This window comes from Caulobacter sp. (genome assembly GCF_035254145.1).
In the GTDB taxonomy this organism is placed as follows: domain Bacteria; phylum Pseudomonadota; class Alphaproteobacteria; order Caulobacterales; family Caulobacteraceae; genus Caulobacter.
In genome coordinates this window covers 1-18,009 of the sequence record NZ_DATFAV010000166.1, presented here as the reverse complement: position 1 = coordinate 18,009, position 18,009 = coordinate 1, and the positions used below count along the sequence as shown (strand labels likewise).

Below are 18,009 nucleotides of genomic sequence, written 5' to 3'. Positions count from 1 at the left end.
CACGTCGCCGCCTGGGGTTCGGTTATTGGAGCTTTTCTGCCTATCTGAAGGTCAAGGTGAAGAACGCGTTGCAGTTCATCGAGAACTTCGAGGCCGCCGTGGCGGACGAAGCTCGACGTCGGGGGGTGGACGGCGTGATCTGTGGTCATATCCACAAGGCCGAGATGCGCGACATCGACGGCGTCGCCTATGTCAATGACGGCGACTGGGTGGAAAGCTGCACGGCCGTGGCCGAGCACGCCGACGGCCGCCTGGAAATCCTGGAATGGTCCAAGCTGCGCTCGTGGTCGGTGATCGATCGCGGGCCCAAGCTGGCGGCGTCGATCGACGAGCCGTTGCCGGAGCCCGCCGCCGCCTGATGCGAATTCTGCTCGCTACCGATGCCTGGGAACCGCAAGTCAACGGCGTGGTTCGCACCCTGACCCGGGTGGTCGAAGAACTGCGCGCCATGGGCCACGAGGTCGACGTCGTCAGCCCCGAACAGTTCCCGACCTTCCCACTGCCGACCTATCCCGAAATCAAGCTGGCCATTGGCGCCTACGAACCGGTGCAGGAGCGCTTCAAGCAGTTCGAGCCCGAGGCGATCCACATCGCCACCGAGGGTCCGATCGGCCTGGCCGCCCGCCGCATCTGCCTGGAATGGAAGCTGCCGTTCACGACCAGCTACCACACCAAGTTCCCCGAATATGTCTCGGCCCGCCTGCCGCTGCCGCTGGCCGCTGGCTATACCTACATGCGCTGGTTCCACAAGCCGTCGGGCCGCCTGATGGTGGCCACGCCGACCATGCGCGACGAGCTGGCCAAGCACGGCTTCCGCAACCTCTCGCCGTGGTCGCGCGGCGTCGACACCGACATCTTCAAGCCGCGCGTGGCGAGTGATGTCGATGTGTTCGAAGGGCTGGCCCGTCCGATTTTCCTGAACGTCGGCCGCGTGGCCGTCGAGAAGAACATCGAGGCCTTCGCCAGCCTGGACCTGCCCGGCACCAAGGTGGTGATCGGCGACGGCCCCCAGCGCGAAGAGCTGACCGAGAAATATCCCGAGGTGAAGTTCCTGGGCGCCAAGTTCGGCGACGAACTGGCCCGCTATTTCGCCGGCGCGGACGTCTTCTGCTTCCCGTCCCTGACCGACACCTTCGGCCTGGTGATCCTGGAGGCCATGGCCGCCGGCGTGCCCGTGGCGGCGTTCTCGGCCCCCGGCCCGGTGGACATCATTCCCGGCTCCAACGCCGGCGTCCTGGCCCCTGGCCAGACCGACGGCCTGAAGGAAGCCTGCCTGACCTGCCTGGATCTCGACCGCACGGTGGTGCGCAAGTTCGCCGAGAAGTTCTCGTGGCGCTCCTGCGCCGAAGAGTTCTTCCGCAACCTGCAGCCCTATCCCGAGCCGGAGAAGACACGGTTCTGGCGCAGGCTGCGCCGCCTGGCGCGATTGCGGAAGAAGACGGCGGCGTGAGCCTTAAGAGGGCTTGAGACCCGCGCCGTGGCGGCGACGCCAGGCCCGCGAGCGCAGGCGCGGCGCGATCAACAGGGCGATTGGGATCGCGATGGCGAAGGTGGCGGCGATCACCACGGGGAACAGGCCCGCCGGCGAACCGAGAGCCAGAAGCCCGATCAAACCGGCCCCGAACAGCACCCCCTGGACCATCGGATAGATCAGGGCGGCGATGGCGATATTCGTGCGCATGGGCGTCTCCTGAATTGAGGACTGCCCTAGCTAACGCGTGGTCGGGGACGCCGATCCCAGACCTATCCCTCCGCGTCGCCCTTCTTGCGCCTGTTGGGCTTGAGGATGACCTTGTCGATGCGCGAGCTGTCCATGTCGACGATCTCGATATCGAAGCCGCCGATGGTCACGTGCTCGCCCTCGGCCGGGATGCGGCCCAAGCGGTCAAGGATCAGGCCGGCCACGGTGTGATAGCCGCCATCGGCCTCGAAGTTCTCGCCCAGCTGGTCATTGAGCTCCTGGATGTCGAGGCGCGCGTCGATCAGCCAGCTGCCGTCCTCGCGGCGGATGATGCGGGTCTCGTCGTCGTCGTGGTCCTCCGGGAAGTCGCCGGCGATCATCTCCAGAAGGTCCAGAGGGGTGATCGCGCCCTGCAGCGATCCGAACTCGTCGACCACCAGGGCCATGTGCAGGCTGGTCTGCTTGAAGACCGCCAGGGCCTTGAGCAGCGACATGGTTTCGGGGATGGCCACCGGCTGCTGGACGTGGGCCTTCAGGTCCAGGGGCGCGTCCGCCAGGCAGGCGTCCAGCAGGTCCTTCTTGAGGACCACGCCGATGTCGCCGTCCAGATCGTCCTCGGTGGCGACCAGGATGCGCGAGTGGGCGCTGGCGCGGATTTCCCGGAGCACCGTCTCGGTGTCGTCGGCCAGCGACACCCAGAAGAGGTCGCGGCGCGGGGTCATGGCCACGCGCACGGGACGGTCGCCCAGGCGCAGGACCTCGTTGATCATCGCCCGCTCCTCGGGCTCGATCAGGCCAGCGTCGGCGCCCTCGGCCAGAACGGTCTCGACCTCTTCGGACGTGATGCCGCTGTTGCGCTCGTCGCGCACGCCCATCAGCTTCAGCACCGCGGCGGTCGAGACGGTCAGCAGGGTCACGAACGGACGCAGCACCGTGGCGACGATGGCCAGGAACGGCGACATGCGGCGGGCGATGGCGTCCGGGAACATCAGGGCCAGCCGCTTGGGCACCAGCTCGCCCAGGATCACGGAGACATAGGTCAGGCCGATGACCACGACCGTCGTGGCGATGGCCTCGGAGTACCTGGCGATCGGCGGGACGCCCTCCAGCCACTTGTCCAGGGCGCTGGCGATGGTCGCCTGGCCGTAGGCGCCGGCGAAGATGCCGATCAGGGTGATGCCGACCTGGACCGCCGACAGGAACCGCGTCGGATGCTCGGCCATCTCGAGCGCGAGCTTGGCGCCATGATCGCCCCGTTCGGCGAAGCCCTGGAGCCGGGCCTTGCGGGCCGAGACCACGGCCAGTTCGGACATGGAGAAAACCCCGTTCAGCAGAACGAGGAGAAAGACGACGGCGAGCGCGACGAGGATCATGGCCCTTCAGGGTCGGGGGCGCGTCGCCGGACGGCGGCCGCGGCGCGGGTGGGCCCGGCGGGTTCACTATACAAAGAAAAACGCCGCGGCCCATAGGACCGCGGCGCCTGTCTTGTCGTGAAAGGCGAATGGACGCCGATTAGGCGGCCGGACGGCCCATCACGGTCTTGTTGTTCACCACGCCCTTCTGGGCGTCGTGCTGGCCGGGGGGCAGCGGGATCAGGCCGCGGCCTTGCAGGTAGCCGCCGCGACCGGTGGCCGCGTCCGAGGTGAACTCCTTCAGGAAGTCTTCCAGGCCCGGGGTCACGCCGATATTGGCCTTCTTCACGTAGATGAAGAGGGTGCGCGACAGCGGGTACGAGCCGTCCGAGATGGTCTGGGCCGAGGGACGCACGCCGTTGACCGAGGCGCCCTTGATCTTGTCCATGTTCTCTTCGAGGTACGACCAGCCGAAGACGCCCAGCGAACCCGGGGTCTTGGTCAGGGTGCCGACGATGGCGTTGTCGTTTTCGCCGGCGTCGATCCAGCCGTCACCGCGCAGCGGGTCGACCAGGCCCTTGAACTTCTTTTCGTTGTCCGAGCGGATGGCGTCCAGCGTCGGGTACTTGCGGGCGCCGGCCTCGATGGCCAGCTCGACGAAGGCGTCGCGGGTGCCCGAGGTCGGCGGCGGGCCGTAGACCTGGATGCGGTTGCCCGGCAGGCCGCCGGCGACGTCGTCCCAGTTCTTGTTCGGGTTGGCGATGAACTGGCCGCCCTTCAGGACCGTCTTGGAGAGACCCATGTAGAGGTTCTCGGTCTTGAAGTTGTAGTCGGCGCCGTCCTTGTCGGTGGCGATGACGATGCCGTCGAAGCCGATCTTGATCTGGATGATGTCCTTGATGCCCTTCGCCGCGCAGGCGTCGAACTCGGCCTTCTTCATCGGACGCGAGGCGTTGGCGATGTCGGGGAAGCCTTCGCCCGTGCCCGAGCAGAACAGCTTGATGCCGCCGCCGGTGCCGAGGCTTTCAACCTTCGGGGCCTTCTTGCCCGACTTCTTGGCGAAGTTCTCGGCGGTGCGGGTGGCGAACGGGAACACGGTCGAGGAGCCGGCGGCCCAGACATAGTCGCGGGCGGCGTGGGCGGGGGCGGCGGCCAGGCCCGACAGGGCCACGGCGGCGGCCGCGCAGGACAGAAGCTTCTTCATGACGAACTCCTAGGGAGGGGGTAGCGGGCGGACCGTCGCGGCCCGCCCGGATCTCTGCGGCGACGCTTAGAAGTCCAGCTGAGCGCGCAGCTGGAACTGCTTGACGTCGAAGTCCTGGTTCGGCCCGTAGTTGTCGACCTTGCCGTCGGTGTAGTTGGCCATGAAGCGGACATACGAGGTCGGGTAGTAGTTCACGCCCACGGTCCAGCCGGTGTATTCGCCGGCCTGCGACGTCGCCGGCTTAACCTTCAGCGTCTTGTAGGCGTCGGTCGTGTCGGCCAAGTCGTAGCGCACGGCCAGTTCGACGCCGCCGAAGCCGCCGGCCGTGACCGGGTTCAGGATCTTCGGGCGCTTGAACTCGCCGGCGGCCGCGTCGTAGTTGCGGGTCTCGCCCGTCGGCCAGAAGCTGACAAAGGCGTAGCCGACCTTGATCGTCGGATCGTCACCGGCCGTGCCCGCGCGGGTCACGTCGATGCTGGAATATTCGGCCTGGACCGACAGCGGGCCGTGCACCCAGGCGCCTTCGACCGCCACGGTCTTGTCGCGGTTGCCGATGCCGCCGGTCGTGTAGAACGTGGCGTTGCTGTAGGCGGTGTTGGTGCGGCCGGTATAGGCGAAGGCGCCTTCGTCGCCGCGGTTGCGGTAACGGTACGACACCGCAAGGTGCAGCTTGTTGGCGTCGGTGTTCAGCAGCGCGTAGTGGCCGCGGGCCGTGACCGTCAGGCGCTCCTTGGAGTCGGCGCTGGCGTTGTTGACGTCGGCGTTGTTGAGGCTGGCGCCCTGGACGCCCAGCGACATCGAGTAGTTGTAGCCGCTATACTTGCCGACGACGCCCAGCAGGTAGCTGTCGACGCCGAAGTCGCCGTACGGACCACGGTCCATGAAGGTGGTGAAGCGGGTCGAGGTCAGGTTCTCGAGGCCGGCGACCTTGACGTTGCCGAACAGGATCGAGACCGGCTCGCTGGGCTTGTATTCGATGACCGCGTCATCCCAGCTCCAGGCGCCGCCGTTCGCCGCGCCGCCTTCGACCTTGTAGGCGAAGTAGCTGTTCAGCTTGCCTTCGACGCCGAGGAAGACCTGGCGGCCACGGGCGTTGCTGGTCTTGAAGTCGCCGCCGGGGCCATCGCGCTTGATGTCCTGGTTCACGTAGTCGAACAGGATCCGACCACGGACCTTGAACATGGTGTCGTCGTTGCTGAACTGCGGAGCGCCGCTCCACTTGTAGCTCATGTCTTGAGCCTGGGCGGTCGCGCCCATGCCGATCGCGAGCGCGACGGCCAGCGCCGAACCGGCGACCAGCGAGGTCTTGATGCTCATTTGAGATTCCCCTTGAAAGGCGCCCCTGTCCTCTCACCCGTCTCGAGGTGGATCAGGTTGATCCCGGGCTTAGCGGGGGTGCGTGACGCTTCCGCCACCGATTTGTGACAGCCTGACGACAAGCGTTTTCAAGGTGTTAAGCTGTTGCGTTCCGGCAACAAGGCGAAGCTCGAAATATCCGTTCACCGACGAGTGCGCGATGTCGCTGACGCTGTCATCCCAGGCGAAGCGCAGCGAAGACCCGGGACCGCAAGAAACGCCGAGCTCCCGGCGGTCCCGGCTCGGCGCGCTGCGCGCTGGGCCGGGACGACAGCTTTTACAGCAGCCGCGTACGGATGACCTGGGACAGCAGGTCGATCATCGACACCGCCACCACGATGACCAGCACGATGCAGCCGGTCTGGTCGAACTGGAAGGCGTTGATCGAGTCGAACAGGATCTGGCCGATGCCGCCCGCGCCGATGATGCCAAGGACCGTGGCCGCGCGGCTCGACGATTCGAAGCGATAGAGAGCGTAGCTGGTCCATAGCGGCGCCACCTGCGGGATCACGCCCCAGATGATCTCCTGCAGCTTGACCGCGCCCGTGGCGCGCACGCCCTCGACGGGCCCCTTGTCGATCGACTCGACCGCCTCGGCGAACAGCTTGGCCAGCACCCCGCCGGTGTTGAACATGATCGACATCACCCCGGCGAAGGGACCCAGGCCCACGGCGGTGATGAAGATCAGCGCCACCACCAGGTCGGGGATCGAGCGGATCAGGTCCAGCACCCGGCGGACCGGCTGCTGGATCCAGACCGGCGCGATGTTGCGCGCGCCCAGGAGGCCCAGCGGAATGGCGACGATGATCGCCAGGGCCGTGCCCCAGAGCGCCATCTGGATGGTCTGCCACATCTTGCCGATGAACAGCCCCCAATCCATCGACAGGAACAGCTGCGGGTCGGTGAACGGCTTGAAGAACAGCTTGGCGAAGGCGCCGGTTCGATCGGTGTCGGTGAACAGCTGCGGGAACTTGTCGATCTCGGCCGGCTTGAAGCTGACGATCAGCAACAGGATCACGCCGCCCCAGAGCAGGCTGTCGAACGCCAGGGCCGAAGCCGAGCGCTTGGGCGGCGCCGGAACGCCCCCGCCATGAAGATTGGCGTCGTTCATGGAGTCGGCCTCAGTTCACCGGAGTCGAGGCGACGCCGGCCTTGCCCTCGGCCGCGACCCGTTCGGACTTGATCTGGTCCAGCGTCTTCTGGGCGGCGGCGATCTTGGCCTGGTCGCCGGCCTCGCGGGCCAGGCCCAGCTGCTCGGTGGCCTCCATCTCGCGCACGACCAGCAGGTGCGAGTCATCGGCCGGCTTGAAGCCGCCGATGCTGAGCTTCTTGAGATAGCCGCGCTGCTGCTCGGCCTGCGGCGTGTCGCCCTGCGCGTAGGTCAGGAAGAACTGCCGCAGCTTTTCCTTCACGGCCGGATCCAGATCCTTGCGCCAGACGATCGGGTCCTCCGGCAGGGTCGGCGATTCCCAGATCACCCGGATCTTGTCGGTGACGCCCTCGCCCCGCGCCTTGGACAGGTTGATGGCGGTCGAGTTGTTGGTCGCCGCGTCCAGCTTGCCGTTGGCCACCGCGAACAGGTTGGCCTGGTGGTTGGCGCTGATCACCGTCTTGAAGCAGGCCTCGGGCTTCTTGTTGGCCGGGATGAACACATAGGTCATCGGCGCCAGGGTGCCGGAGGTCGACTTCTTGTCGCCGATACCGAAGTTGAGCGTCTTATCGCACTTCAGCAGATCCTGGATCGTCTGGATCTTGCTGCTGGACGGCACGATGATCACCGACTTGTAGCCGTCGGTGCCAGAAGGATCGAAGGTGCGGGCGAAGACCTCGCCGCCCGAGCGGCGCACGGCCTCCAGGCCCGACTGGTTGGAGAACCAGCCCACATCCGTCTGCTTGGCGCCCATGGCCACGATCAGCGACGAATAGTTGGACGAGAAGAACGGCTTCACCTTCAGGCCGGTCTGCTTCTCCATGTCGGCCAGGATCGGCTTCCAGTAGCCTTCCATGTTCTGGGCCGACTCGGTCGACAGGATCGAGAAAGTGATCGTGTCCTTGGCGGCCGGGGTCGTGGACTTTTGGCCGCACGAAGCGAGCGCCAAGGCCGACAGACCCAGAATCGACAGGCGGGCGGCGACGCCGAGGGCCGAACGACGGCTGATCATTGTGGGGCTCCTTCCCAGAATACGTCCTCGAATTCCGGGCCGTAGATGTCGATGAGTTTCTCGCGATTCAGGTCGGCCGCCGGGCCGTCATAGACCTTCTGGCCGGCCTTCAGGGCCACGACCCGGTCGCAATAGCGCAGAGCGTAGTCCACCTGGTGCAAGGTTACGATGACGGTCAGGCCGTCGGTTTGATTCAGGTCACGGAGGATCTCCATGACCTTGCGCGCCGAGACCGGATCGAGCGAGGCGACCGGCTCGTCGGCGAGGATGATCTTGGCCCTCTGGACCAGGGCGCGAGCGATGGCGCCGCGCTGCTGTTGGCCGCCCGACAGGGTGTTGGCGCGCTGGGCGGCGTAGTCGGCCACGCCGACCCGGGCCAGCGCGGCCATGGCCGCCTCTCGCGTCTCTTTCGGCCAGGCGCCGAACAGGCCGCGGATCAGCGGGATCCGCCCCAGCGAGCCCAGGGCCACGTTGCTGAACAGCGACAGCCGGCCGACCAGGTTGAACTGCTGGGCGATGAAGCCGATGCGGATACGCGCCTTGCGCACCTCGCTGGAGACCTTGCCCTTGGCCTGGACGGGGCCGCCGAAGGCCGTGATCAAGCCGCTGTCCTGCTCCCTGGTCCCGCCGTCGATGGTCTGCAGGCCGTCGATGGAGCGCAGGAGGGTGGACTTCCCGGACCCCGAAGGACCGATGAGCGCGATCATCTCACCCCGCGCGACGTCGAGGGAGACTGCGTCCAGCGCGCGGCGAGACCCGAAGGTCTTGGACGCGGCGCGGATCGAAAGAACTGGGTCCGACGTCATGGTCGGGCGAATCCTTAACGTGGTTTCGAAGCTTGGGAAGTGCGATCTCCGGTTTGGGCGACGTACGCAATGGATTTGTGACAGCCCGAGCCGCTTATCGTGTTCGGATAGACCCCTCCGGGCGCGATCAGGGGGTCTATTTTCCATGTCGAGCGCGTGTTCAGGCGTCGAAGTCGTTCACACTTTCGCCCGACGCGCTCTCGTGGATCGATTTGTCCCAAAACGGGGCTGCAAAAGGGTCTTTACATCCCCGGCAATCGCCCCTATTTCGCACGGCTCCGGCGGACCCGAAGTCCTCTAAACGCTGCTAACGCCGGCCTGGGTTTAACTTCCAACAGGGGGTTACGTGAATTGCGCACGTACCATTCACCCCTGGACCTGGTCCGTGAGCGGTCACCGGAACGTCCCGTCGCACTCGTGCGGCCCGACGCGGTTTCCGTAGCTGCGCGCTGGTTCCAGTCCGAATTCAAAGGCGACGTCTTCTATGCGGTGAAGGCCAATCCTTCGCCGTGGGTGATCCGTGAGCTGGCCCAGGCCGGCGTGCGGTCCTTCGACGTCGCGTCGCTGAACGAGATCGAGCTGGTGGCCGAGCAGGCCCCAGGCTCGCGCATGGCCTTTATGCACCCGGTCAAGAGCCGGGCGGCGATCGCCGCCGCCTATTTCGACCATGGCGTAAAGACCTTCTCGTTCGACACCCACGAAGAGCTGACCAAGATCCTGGACGCCACCGGCCAGGCCAAGGACCTGAACCTGATCGTCCGCATGGGCGTGCAGGCGGAGGGCGCGGCCTATTCGCTGTCGGGCAAGTTCGGCGTCGAGAGCCACAACGCTCCGGCCCTGCTGCTGGCCGCTCGGCGCGCCACCCAGGACCTGATGGGCGTGTCGTTCCACGTCGGCAGCCAGTGCATGCGCCCGACCGCCTATCAGGCGTCGATGGCCCAGGCCTCCCGCGCCCTGGTGCGCGCCGGGGTGCTGGCCGACGTCGTCGATGTCGGCGGCGGCTTCCCGTCGATCTATCCGGGCATGGTCCCGCCGGACCTCTCGGAGTATCTGGCGGCGATCGACCGCGGCTTCGCCGAGATGATGGTCCACGAGACCACCGAGCTCTGGTGCGAGCCGGGCCGCGCCCTGGTGGCCGAGGCCTCCTCGATGCTGGTCAAGGTCGAGCTGAAGAAGGGCGACGCGCTCTATCTGAACGACGGGTCGTACGGCTCGCTGTTCGACGCCGCGCACATGAAGTGGCCCTTCCCCGTGAAGCTCTATCGCAAGAACGGCCTCAATGGCGGGGAGCCGGTCGAAGAGGGCCTCAAGCCCTTCCGCTTCTACGGCCCGACCTGCGACAGCGTCGACTACATGCCCGGTCCCTTCTACCTGCCGGAAAGCGTCGACGAGGGCGACTACATCGAGATCGGCATGCTGGGCGCTTATGGCGTGGCCATGGCGACGCGCTTCAACGGCTTCGGCGAGACCGAGACCGCTGAAGTCCAGGATGCGCCGATGGCCTCGATGTACGGCCTGGCCAAGCGTTCGATCCCGGCCGTCCGCCAGGAGAACGAAGAGCGAAAGATCGTCCGCTTCTCCCGCCCCAAGGGCGCGGCGGGCAAGCGCAAGCGCCGGCGGTAGGTCAAAGGCCGCGATGACATGAGGGACCGGGTTTCGCCCGGTCCCTTTTTCTTTGGGCGCTCGGCGCGCGGGCGGCGCTGGACACCCTCCGGTCGAGCCGTCAAAACGCCTCTTTCGAAGCTTCGAGGGGATGCGGCCTTGCGGTCACTCATCAAGGTCTGGACGCTGGCGATCCTGGTCTGCGTCAGCCTCGCCCTGGCGTGCGCGCGCGGAACCCTGGACCACGGCGCGGGCTGGACCCACAGCTACAGCTACGACACCGTCTGGATCGCCGAATTCAACGCGGCCCTGCGCCAGGGCCACTTCCCGCCGCGCTGGCTGGACGGGGCGATGACGGGGTTTGGCGCCTCCTCGTTCTATTTCTATCCGCCGCTGGCCTTCTACGCGGCCGCCCTGGTCGGCGCGGTGCTGCCCGCGGGCGCGCAGCCCGGCGTGATCCTGGCCTGGCTCGACGTCCTGACGATCGCGGGATCGGGCCTGGCCATGTTCGCCTGGCTGCGGCCGAAGGTCGGTCCCGGCGTCGCCCTGACCGCCGCCGTCCTCTACATGTTCGCGCCCTATCACCAGCTGTGCGTCTTCGTGCGCGGCGCCCTGGGCGAGACCATCGCCTATGTTGTCCTGCCCCTGCTGGCCGCCAGCCTGGAGCGAGCCGTGCGCTCCTGGCGCTGGGTCCCGGCCCTGGCGCTGTCCTACGCCGCCCTGGTGCTGTCGCATCCGATCATCGCCATGCTGACGAGCGTCGGGGTCCTGCCCGCCTACGTCCTCTATCTCGTCTTCTCGGCTCCGGCCGAGCAGCGCCTGATGGTCGTGGTCCGCGGCGCGGCGGGGGCCGCGCTGGGGCTGGGCCTCGCGGCCTCGTACCTGGGGCCGGCGACGCTGTTGCAGTCCGCCGCGACCATGGACCGGATGTGGGGCACCTTCGCCACCGACCCGTACAATTGGGCGCTGCTGCGCCCCGACCTCTGGCCGCAAAAGCCGTTCTCGACCTCGATGGCCTTCCTCGGCTGGGGCATGGGCGCTCTGGCCCTGGCGGCCCTGATCACCGCGCTCTTGGCGCGTCGAGACGCCAAGGCCGGCGAAGCCGTCGCCTGGGCCGCAGCCGCCCTGACGGGCGTGGCGCTCTACGCCCTGCCCTGGGTCTGGCACGGACCGCTGGGGGCGATCCTCAGCAAGGCCCAGTTCCCCTATCGGATCCTGGTGGCCGTGGACTTCGCCGCCGTCGCCGCCGTCGCCCTGGCCTTCGCGTGCGGACGTCGCTGGGTGCTGCCGCCCCTGGCGGTGGTGGCGGCCACGCCGCTGCTATGGCACGGCTTCATGCTGAGCGAACCGGCCTACGCCTATCATTTCGCCGTCCCGGGGATCAGCGACCCCGAGACCGCCACGCGCCTGGGCGCGCTGCGCGGTCCCGACGAGCACTTCCCCGCCGCCATGAACTTCGCCGACCCGCGCCTGCTGGCCGACTCCCCGGGCCTGTCGGGCCTGAAGGACATCCCGCTGGCCGCGCCGGCCGATCCGGGCGCCAAGGTCACCGCGGCCAGCAACTTCCCGGACGGCACGGTCGCCATCGCCGTCGAGGCCCAGCGCCCGACGCGGATCGTGCTGCGGAAGTTCTACTTCCCGACTTGGGAGGTCGGCCGCGTGCAGCCCGGACCCGATCCAGTCACCCCCTCGACCGCCTATGGCCCCCTGGCCCAGGTCTCGTTCATGGCCGAGCCGGGCCAGCACACCTACCGCGCCCGCATCGTCCGAAGCGCCGCCGAGAAGGCCAGCGACGCTGTGTCGCTGCTGGCCCTGGCCATTGTTCTGGCCCTCTTGGCCCCCTCGCTCGCGGAAGGACTTAAAAAAATTCGCAAAGCCGCTATATAGCCGCCTCCATTGACGAAATCCCCTCGCCGGTCGCTCCGTCCCGGCGGGTCCTAGGGTCACGACGGGCGCTCACCTTCAGAGGATTCTCTGTCATGAACGCTCCCGTTCCGAACAACCAAAAAGCCGAACTGCTGCAGACGGTCGTCGAGCACGTCGACATCACCTCGTTCGACGCCCGTCCGATCATCGACTCCATGCGCAAGATGTCGTTCAGCTCGCGCGACACCGCCCGCGCGGCCGACATCTTCAACATGGCCCTGGCCGACAAGGGCTGTTCGACCTGGCTGATCCTGGCCGGCTCGACCTCGGCCGGCGGCTGCATGCACGTGTACCGCGACATGGTGAAGAACGGCATGATCGACGCCGTGGTCGCCACCGGCGCCAGCATCGTCGACATGGACTTCTTCGAGGCCCTCGGCTTCAAGCACTACCAGGCCGCCGGCCCGGTCGACGACAACGTGCTGCGCGACAACTACATCGACCGCATCTACGACACCTATATCGACGAGGAAGAGCTCCAGAACTGCGATCACACGATCCTGGAGATCTGCAACCGCCTGGAGCCGCGCGCCTATTCGTCGCGCGAGTTCATCTGGGAGATGGGCAAGTGGCTGTCGGAAGGCAACGCCAAGAAGCCCGGCTCGTTGATCCAGACCGCCTACGAAGAAGGCGTGCCGATCTTCTGCCCGGCCTTCGTCGACAGCTCGGCCGGCTTTGGCCTGGTCAAGCACCAGAAGGAGAAGATCGCGGCCAAGCAGCCCTATCTGATGATCGACGCGGTGGCCGACTTCCGTGAACTGACGGACGTCAAGATCGCGGCCGGCACCACGGGCCTGTTCATGGTCGGCGGCGGCGTTCCGAAGAACTTCGCCCAGGACACTGTCGTCTGCGCCGAGATCCTCGGCGTCGAGGCCGACATGCACAAGTACGCCATCCAGATCACGGTCGCCGACGTGCGCGACGGCGCCTGCTCGTCGTCGACGCTGAAGGAAGCCGCCTCGTGGGGCAAGGTCTCGACCACCTACGAGCAGATGGTGTTCGCCGAAGCCACCACGGTGGTGCCGCTGATCGCCAGCGACGCCTACTGGCGCAAGGCCTGGGACGGTCGCGAGAAGCCGCGCTGGAACAAGCTGTTCGGCAAGTAAGCTTGATCCAATCACGCTGAAAATGCAGGGTCCCCGAAAGCGATTTCGGGGACCTTTTTCATGCGCCTTTCGTGGCTCGCCGCTACCGCCGTCCTGGCCCTGACCGGCTGCGCCACCCTGAGCGGCGATGCGCCCCAGCGCTACCTGTCCAAGGCCGTCTTCGACGCGCGCGACCACGTACCGCCGCCGCCCGCCAAGGGTTCGCCCGAGGCCGAGAAGGATCGCCGGATCTTCATGGCCACCCGCGCCCTGAAGGACACGCCGCGCTGGTCCCTGGCCCAAGCCGACAATGTCGAGGAGCATATCCTCGACAGCTACGCCTGCGCGCTGGGCTATACGCCGACCCGCCAGACCAATCCGAAACTCGCGACGATGCTGCTGCGGATGAGCCGCGACGTGCGCTCGGCGGTGTCGGGGCCGAAGCTCAAGTACCACCGCCCCCGCCCGTACTTTTCCGAACCCGGCCCGATCTGCATCAAGCGCAGCCTGGGTCTGGCGGTCTCGCCCGACTATCCGTCCGGCCACGCCACCTGGGGCTGGAGCGTCGGCCTGCTGCTGGCCGAGGTCGCCCCCGACCGCGCCGACGCCATCCTGACCCGCGCCCGGGGCTATGGCGAAAGCCGGGTGATCTGCGGCGTCCATAACGCCAGCTCGGTCGAGGCCGGCAAGCACAACGCCGAGAGCCTGTTCGCCGCGCTTTGGAGCTCCGAGGCCTTCAAGGCCGACCTGGCGGCGGTGCGGGCCGAATCCGACGAGGCGCGCGCCAGGGCGCCAACGCTCGACCCGGCGCGCTGCACGGCCGAGGCGAACCTGATCGGCGCGCCCCTGCTTTGAGGCCAAGGTTGCGCGGGCGCGCGCGGCCCTCTACCTCTTGGCCATGGCCCACACTGGCTCCTGCGGACACGAACACCACCACCACGGCGTCGCCGGATCAGCCCTCGCGGCCGAGCTCGAGGCCGCCGAGGCGCGCTGCGCGGCCGCGGAGCAAAGGCTAACCGCGCCCCGTCGCCGGGTGCTGGAGCTGCTGCTGGAAGCCGGCCAGCCGGTAAAGGCCTATGACCTGATCTCCGCCTTCGGAGGCGAGGGCGCGCCGGCCAAGCCGCCGACCGTCTACCGCGCGCTCGACTTCCTGGAGAAGCAGGGCTTCGCCCATCGCATCGAGAGCCTCAACGCCTATGTCGCCTGCCGCAAGGAGGCCGACGGCCACGCCGCCGCGTTTCTGATCTGCGACTGCTGCGGCGCCACTCGCGAGATCGAGCCCAAGGCCAGCGCCGAGATCATCGCCGCCGGGGCCTCGGCCGGCTACGCCCTGACCGCCGTGACCATCGAGGCCCACGGCCTTTGCGCCGACTGCCGGAACTAGAAGCCGTCGCTCCCGGTTGTTCTCGCAACCCGAGGAGACAGACCATGGCCGACAAATCCAACACAGAGGGCCGCGAAGCCAACGAGGCCGAACCCCTGGGCGACTTCACCGCGCTGGGCGGCAAGGAGAGCGTGCGCAAGACCGGCGAGGAATCGCGAAAGCGGGCCGGGCCCGACGGCCCCGACGCCAGCTATGTCGGTGACACGTTCAAGGGCCCCGCCGGCGATCCGGCCGAAGGCAAGCGCTAAGGCTCGCGCGCTCTAGCCAAGCTCGCGCGATCCCCGCTAGACTCGAACGACCGTTACACATCGTTCGAGAGACGCCATGCCGACCGCAGAGCCGCTTCCTGGCGTCGAGATCTGGCGAGGAGGCGTCAACACCTGGGATTGCGACGAAATGGGGCACATGAACGTGCGCCACTACGTCGTGCGCGCCCAGGAAGGCCTGATCGGTCTGGCGGCCGAGTTGGGCCTGGCGGGCGCCTTCTCACCGCACGCCAACGCCACCCTGCTGGTCAAGGAGCACCACATCCGCTTCCTGCGCGAGGCCCACGCCGGCGCGCCGCTGCGCATGCTGGGCGGCGTGATCGAGATGGGCGAAACAGAGGCGCGGCTGCTGCAACTGCTGGTCCATCCCGCGTCCGGCGAGCTGGCCGCCACCTTCCAGACGACGGTGGTCCACGCCACCCCGCGCGAGGGCCACCCGTTTCCCTGGCCCCGCGTCGCGCTGGAACGGGCCGAGGCGCTGAAGGTCGAGGTCCCGGAGAAGGCGCGCGCCCGCAGCCTGGACCTGTCGCCCTTCACGCCGACCGCCAGCCTGGCGCGCGCGGAGGCCTTGAACCTCGGCAGGATCGGCCTGGGCGGCCTGCTGCCATCTGATTGCGACGTCTACGGACGAATGCGCGCCGAGCAGTTCATCGGCCGCGTCTCGGACGGCATCGGCGCCTTCATCCATCCGTTCCGCGACCTGGTCGTCGAGCACGCCGAGCACAGGCCCCAGCGCATGGGCGGCGCGGTTCTGGAATACCGCATCGCCTATCTGACTTGGCCCCGGATCGGCGACCGGGTCGATATCCGCTCGGGCCTGGTGGGGACCGACGCGCGAACCATGCGGGTGGTCCACTGGATGCTGGATCCGGTCACCGGCGAGCCCTGGGGAACCTCGGAAGCCGTGGCCATCACCTTCGACCTCGACGCCCGCAAGGTGGTGCCGGTCAGCGACGCCGCGCGCACGGCGCTGGCCAAGCACGAGGTGGAAGGCTTGGCGCTTTAGCGCCCCCCCTCGACGCTGAGATCATTTCCCTTCGTCATCCCGGCCGAAAGACCGCGCAGCGGGCTGTAGAACCGGGACCCAGGGGCCAGCGCACCGCCCCCCTGCCCTATCCCGGATAGCCTCTGCGAGGCTTCCGGGATGACGAGAAGGTTTAGCTGTTAGAATAAGGAGCGCGCTAGCGCTCTACCCCGTCGCCATGTCGAACAGCGCGTCGCGCGCCGCGTCCGGTCGTTCCATCGGCAGGAAGTGGCTGGTCCCGGCCACGGTCTCGATCCGCACGTCGCGGCCGCGCCGCGCGAAGCCGACGCCCGCGTGGCAGGTGGAGTGTTTCTCGGCCTTCAGGATCCGTACCGGAGCCTTCGCCCGCCGCACGGCCCGCCAGGGATCATGGCCCTGGGCGGCGTAGTTCGAGGCCTCCCACGCGGGCGCGCAGGCCAGCTCCACCTTGCCATCCGCGCGCTCGACGAAGCCGCCGGCGACATAGTCGGCCAGCATGGTCTCGGGCCAGGTCTTGAAGGCGCCCCGGCCCTTGTAGGCGGCGAACGCGGCTTCGCGGCTGTCGAACACCGCCCGCCGGCGCAAGGCCGACTGGACCATCGGCATGCGCTTCCACATCCTGCCCGAGGTCCAGGGCGCCTTGGCGTACTGGGTGGCGAGCCAGGGCATGATCACCGGATCCAGCAGGACCAGCCCCTTGACCCGGTCCGGGCGCTCGGCCGCCGTCAGCAGGCTGACCGTGCCGCCCATCGAATGGCCGGCCAGCACCACCGGCGGGCCGTTCAGGGCGTCGAGCAGGCCGATGAGGTCGTCGCGCAGGTCCCGCCAGGAGCGACGCCCGTCCGGATCGACCGGCAGGGTGGTGGCGCCGTGGCCGCGCTGGTCGATGGCCAGGATCCGAAGGCCCGCCGCCAGGGGCGAGAGCAACACCCGGTAGGTCTGGGCGTTGAAGCCGTTGGCGTGGACGAACACGATGTCGATCGGACGATCCTGCGGCCCAAACTCCAGGCCCGCGATCTCGCCGCCGTCCACGGGCGTGGCGCGCTTGCGGGGTTCGCGAAAAACGGCCGCGTCCATCGGCGGGCTCCTGTGGTCGACGCCGGTAGGGTAGGCTCGGGATGATCCCGCGTCCATGGAGGCGAAGACAGATGAACAGGCTGGCGACGATCGGCTACGAGACCGACACCCAAGACGGCCTGATCAGGCGGCTGAAGGCCGCGGACGTCGAACTGGTCGTCGATGTCCGGGCCGTCGCCAGTTCCCGCAAGGCCGGCTTCTCCAAGACCCTGCTCGGAAACAGCCTCAAGGCCGAGGGCGTGGACTATCTGCACCTGCGCCCGCTGGGCACGCCCAAGCCCGGGCGGGAGGCCGCCCGGGCCGGCCGGATCGACGAGATGCGGCGCATCTACGACGACCACCTGGAGGAACCCGAGGCCCAGCTGGCGCTGGCCCAGGCGACCGAACTGGCGCGGGCGAAAAGGATCGCCCTGCTCTGCTACGAGGACGACGCCAACTGCTGCCACCGCAGGATCGTCGCCGACCGCATCCGTCAGGCGCTGAAGTGCGAGGTGGTCGACCTGTAGGGTCTAGGCCTGAGTCAGCTGCCACTCGCCGCTGGCGTCGCGGCAGGCGCTGTAGCGCTGGCTGGTGGTCCCGCGCCCGCCGCCCGAGACCGAGGCGTCGATCACCCGGCAGCTGGCGACCGCTTGGCCCGATGGCCGCACCAGCGAGGCGGACGCGTAGCCGACGCCCTCGCCGCCACGCCCCACCAGCACCCAGCCGCCGGCCGGCGCGAGACCCAGGGCGTCGAAGGTCTCCCCCGCCGTCAGCTTGCCGACCACCGCCGTCCGGGTGGACGGTCCGGCGCGCAGGTTGGTGGTCGAGCCGGCGACATAGCCGCCGCCGGCGGCCTCGTAGCTGGGCAGGGCCTGGACGCCCGACGCGAACCGGATGTTGCGGCTGTCGATCGGCGGCCCATAGCTGGACGAGGCCACGCTGACGCGGCCCGAATTGCCGGTGCGCTTGTTGTACCAGCTCTGGGCGACGCCGGTCTCCAGCGCCTTCTTGGTGGCTTGCTCGGCCAGGGCCGCGTCGGTCGATTGCATGCGGCAACCGATGTAGGAGCCCGCCGCCGCGCCGGCGGCCGCGCCAAGCAGCGTGCCCAGGGTCTTTTCGTTCTTGG

The 18,009-nt window shown here is 67.9% G+C and carries 19 protein-coding genes; 10 read left to right on the top strand and 9 right to left on the bottom strand.

Annotated elements, in window-relative coordinates:
• Both VJ655_RS09970 and VJ655_RS09965 read left to right on the top strand, forming a co-directional pair.
• Nucleotides 1-359 (top strand): UDP-2,3-diacylglucosamine diphosphatase (locus VJ655_RS09970; protein WP_414646968.1); only part of this gene is annotated, 359 nt, incomplete at its 5' end.
• Nucleotides 359-1,450, top strand: a complete 1,092-nt coding sequence (locus VJ655_RS09965) for a glycosyltransferase family 1 protein (RefSeq protein WP_324110908.1) — start codon at nt 359-361, stop codon at nt 1,448-1,450. The genes VJ655_RS09970 and VJ655_RS09965, both read left to right, overlap by 1 nt.
• 3 nt (nt 1,451-1,453) lie before the next feature.
• Here the strand turns inward: VJ655_RS09965 and VJ655_RS09960 are convergent, their stop codons facing one another.
• From VJ655_RS09960 to phnC, 7 genes are all read right to left on the bottom strand, one after another.
• A complete protein-coding gene (locus VJ655_RS09960) occupies nt 1,454-1,681 on the bottom strand; it encodes a hypothetical protein (RefSeq protein ID WP_324110907.1) in 228 nt (75 codons plus the stop codon).
• 62 nt (nt 1,682-1,743) lie between these two features.
• Nucleotides 1,744-3,054 (bottom strand): hemolysin family protein, encoded by a 1,311-nt coding sequence (locus tag VJ655_RS09955; RefSeq protein WP_324110906.1) that lies wholly within the window; start codon nt 3,052-3,054, stop codon nt 1,744-1,746.
• 139 nt (nt 3,055-3,193) lie between these two features.
• Nucleotides 3,194-4,237, bottom strand: coding sequence for a substrate-binding domain-containing protein (locus VJ655_RS09950; protein WP_324110905.1), 1,044 nt, complete (start codon nt 4,235-4,237; stop codon nt 3,194-3,196).
• A gap of 66 nt (nt 4,238-4,303) precedes the next feature.
• Nucleotides 4,304-5,554, bottom strand: a complete 1,251-nt coding sequence (locus tag VJ655_RS09945) for an OprO/OprP family phosphate-selective porin (RefSeq protein WP_324110904.1) — start codon at nt 5,552-5,554, stop codon at nt 4,304-4,306.
• A 316-nt stretch (nt 5,555-5,870) separates the two neighbouring features.
• Nucleotides 5,871-6,704, bottom strand: coding sequence for a phosphonate ABC transporter, permease protein PhnE (gene phnE / locus VJ655_RS09940; protein ID WP_324110903.1), 834 nt, complete (start codon nt 6,702-6,704; stop codon nt 5,871-5,873).
• Between the two features lie 10 nt (nt 6,705-6,714).
• Nucleotides 6,715-7,755 carry a phosphate/phosphite/phosphonate ABC transporter substrate-binding protein gene (phnD, locus tag VJ655_RS09935; RefSeq protein ID WP_324110902.1) on the bottom strand — a complete coding sequence of 347 codons (1,041 nt, stop codon included), beginning with the start codon at nt 7,753-7,755 and terminating at the stop codon, nt 6,715-6,717.
• The gene (phnC, locus tag VJ655_RS09930) at nt 7,752-8,561 is read right to left on the bottom strand and encodes a phosphonate ABC transporter ATP-binding protein (RefSeq protein WP_324110901.1); all 810 of its coding nucleotides are present in this window, start codon (nt 8,559-8,561) and stop codon (nt 7,752-7,754) included. Before phnC ends, phnD begins: the two co-directional genes overlap by 4 nt.
• 351 nt (nt 8,562-8,912) lie before the next feature.
• Here phnC and VJ655_RS09925 point away from each other — a divergent pair, with 351 nt between their 5' ends.
• From VJ655_RS09925 to VJ655_RS09895, 7 genes are all read left to right on the top strand, one after another.
• Nucleotides 8,913-10,184 (top strand): type III PLP-dependent enzyme, encoded by a 1,272-nt coding sequence (locus VJ655_RS09925; protein WP_324110900.1) that lies wholly within the window; start codon nt 8,913-8,915, stop codon nt 10,182-10,184.
• 138 nt (nt 10,185-10,322) lie between these two features.
• Nucleotides 10,323-12,050, top strand: a complete 1,728-nt coding sequence (locus VJ655_RS09920) for a hypothetical protein (RefSeq protein WP_324110899.1) — start codon at nt 10,323-10,325, stop codon at nt 12,048-12,050.
• Between the two features lie 92 nt (nt 12,051-12,142).
• Nucleotides 12,143-13,195 carry a 1,9-bis(guanidino)-5-aza-nonane synthase gene (locus tag VJ655_RS09915; protein WP_324110898.1) on the top strand — a complete coding sequence of 351 codons (1,053 nt, stop codon included), beginning with the start codon at nt 12,143-12,145 and terminating at the stop codon, nt 13,193-13,195.
• A 60-nt stretch (nt 13,196-13,255) separates the two neighbouring features.
• Nucleotides 13,256-14,029, top strand: a complete 774-nt coding sequence (locus tag VJ655_RS09910; RefSeq protein ID WP_324110897.1) for a phosphatase PAP2 family protein — start codon at nt 13,256-13,258, stop codon at nt 14,027-14,029.
• A gap of 43 nt (nt 14,030-14,072) precedes the next feature.
• Nucleotides 14,073-14,558 carry a Fur family transcriptional regulator gene (locus VJ655_RS09905; RefSeq protein WP_324110896.1) on the top strand — a complete coding sequence of 162 codons (486 nt, stop codon included), beginning with the start codon at nt 14,073-14,075 and terminating at the stop codon, nt 14,556-14,558.
• Nucleotides 14,559-14,602: 44 nt separating this feature from the next.
• Nucleotides 14,603-14,806 (top strand): hypothetical protein, encoded by a 204-nt coding sequence (locus VJ655_RS09900; RefSeq protein WP_324110895.1) that lies wholly within the window; start codon nt 14,603-14,605, stop codon nt 14,804-14,806.
• 76 nt (nt 14,807-14,882) lie between these two features.
• Entirely contained in the window at nt 14,883-15,830 is a 948-nt protein-coding gene (locus VJ655_RS09895) for a thioesterase family protein (RefSeq protein ID WP_324110894.1), read from the top strand.
• Between the two features lie 183 nt (nt 15,831-16,013).
• On the opposite strand, the gene VJ655_RS09890 is transcribed toward VJ655_RS09895, so the two are convergent.
• A complete protein-coding gene (locus VJ655_RS09890; RefSeq protein ID WP_324110893.1) occupies nt 16,014-16,904 on the bottom strand; it encodes an alpha/beta hydrolase in 891 nt (296 codons plus the stop codon).
• Between the two features lie 71 nt (nt 16,905-16,975).
• Here VJ655_RS09890 and VJ655_RS09885 point away from each other — a divergent pair, with 71 nt between their 5' ends.
• Complete coding sequence (locus VJ655_RS09885) at nt 16,976-17,410, top strand: DUF488 domain-containing protein (RefSeq protein ID WP_324110892.1); 435 nt, start codon at nt 16,976-16,978, stop codon at nt 17,408-17,410.
• Between the two features lie 3 nt (nt 17,411-17,413).
• Here the strand turns inward: VJ655_RS09885 and VJ655_RS09880 are convergent.
• The coding region (locus tag VJ655_RS09880) for an SH3 domain-containing protein (RefSeq protein ID WP_324110891.1) at nt 17,414-18,009 on the bottom strand (596 nt) is incomplete at its 5' end.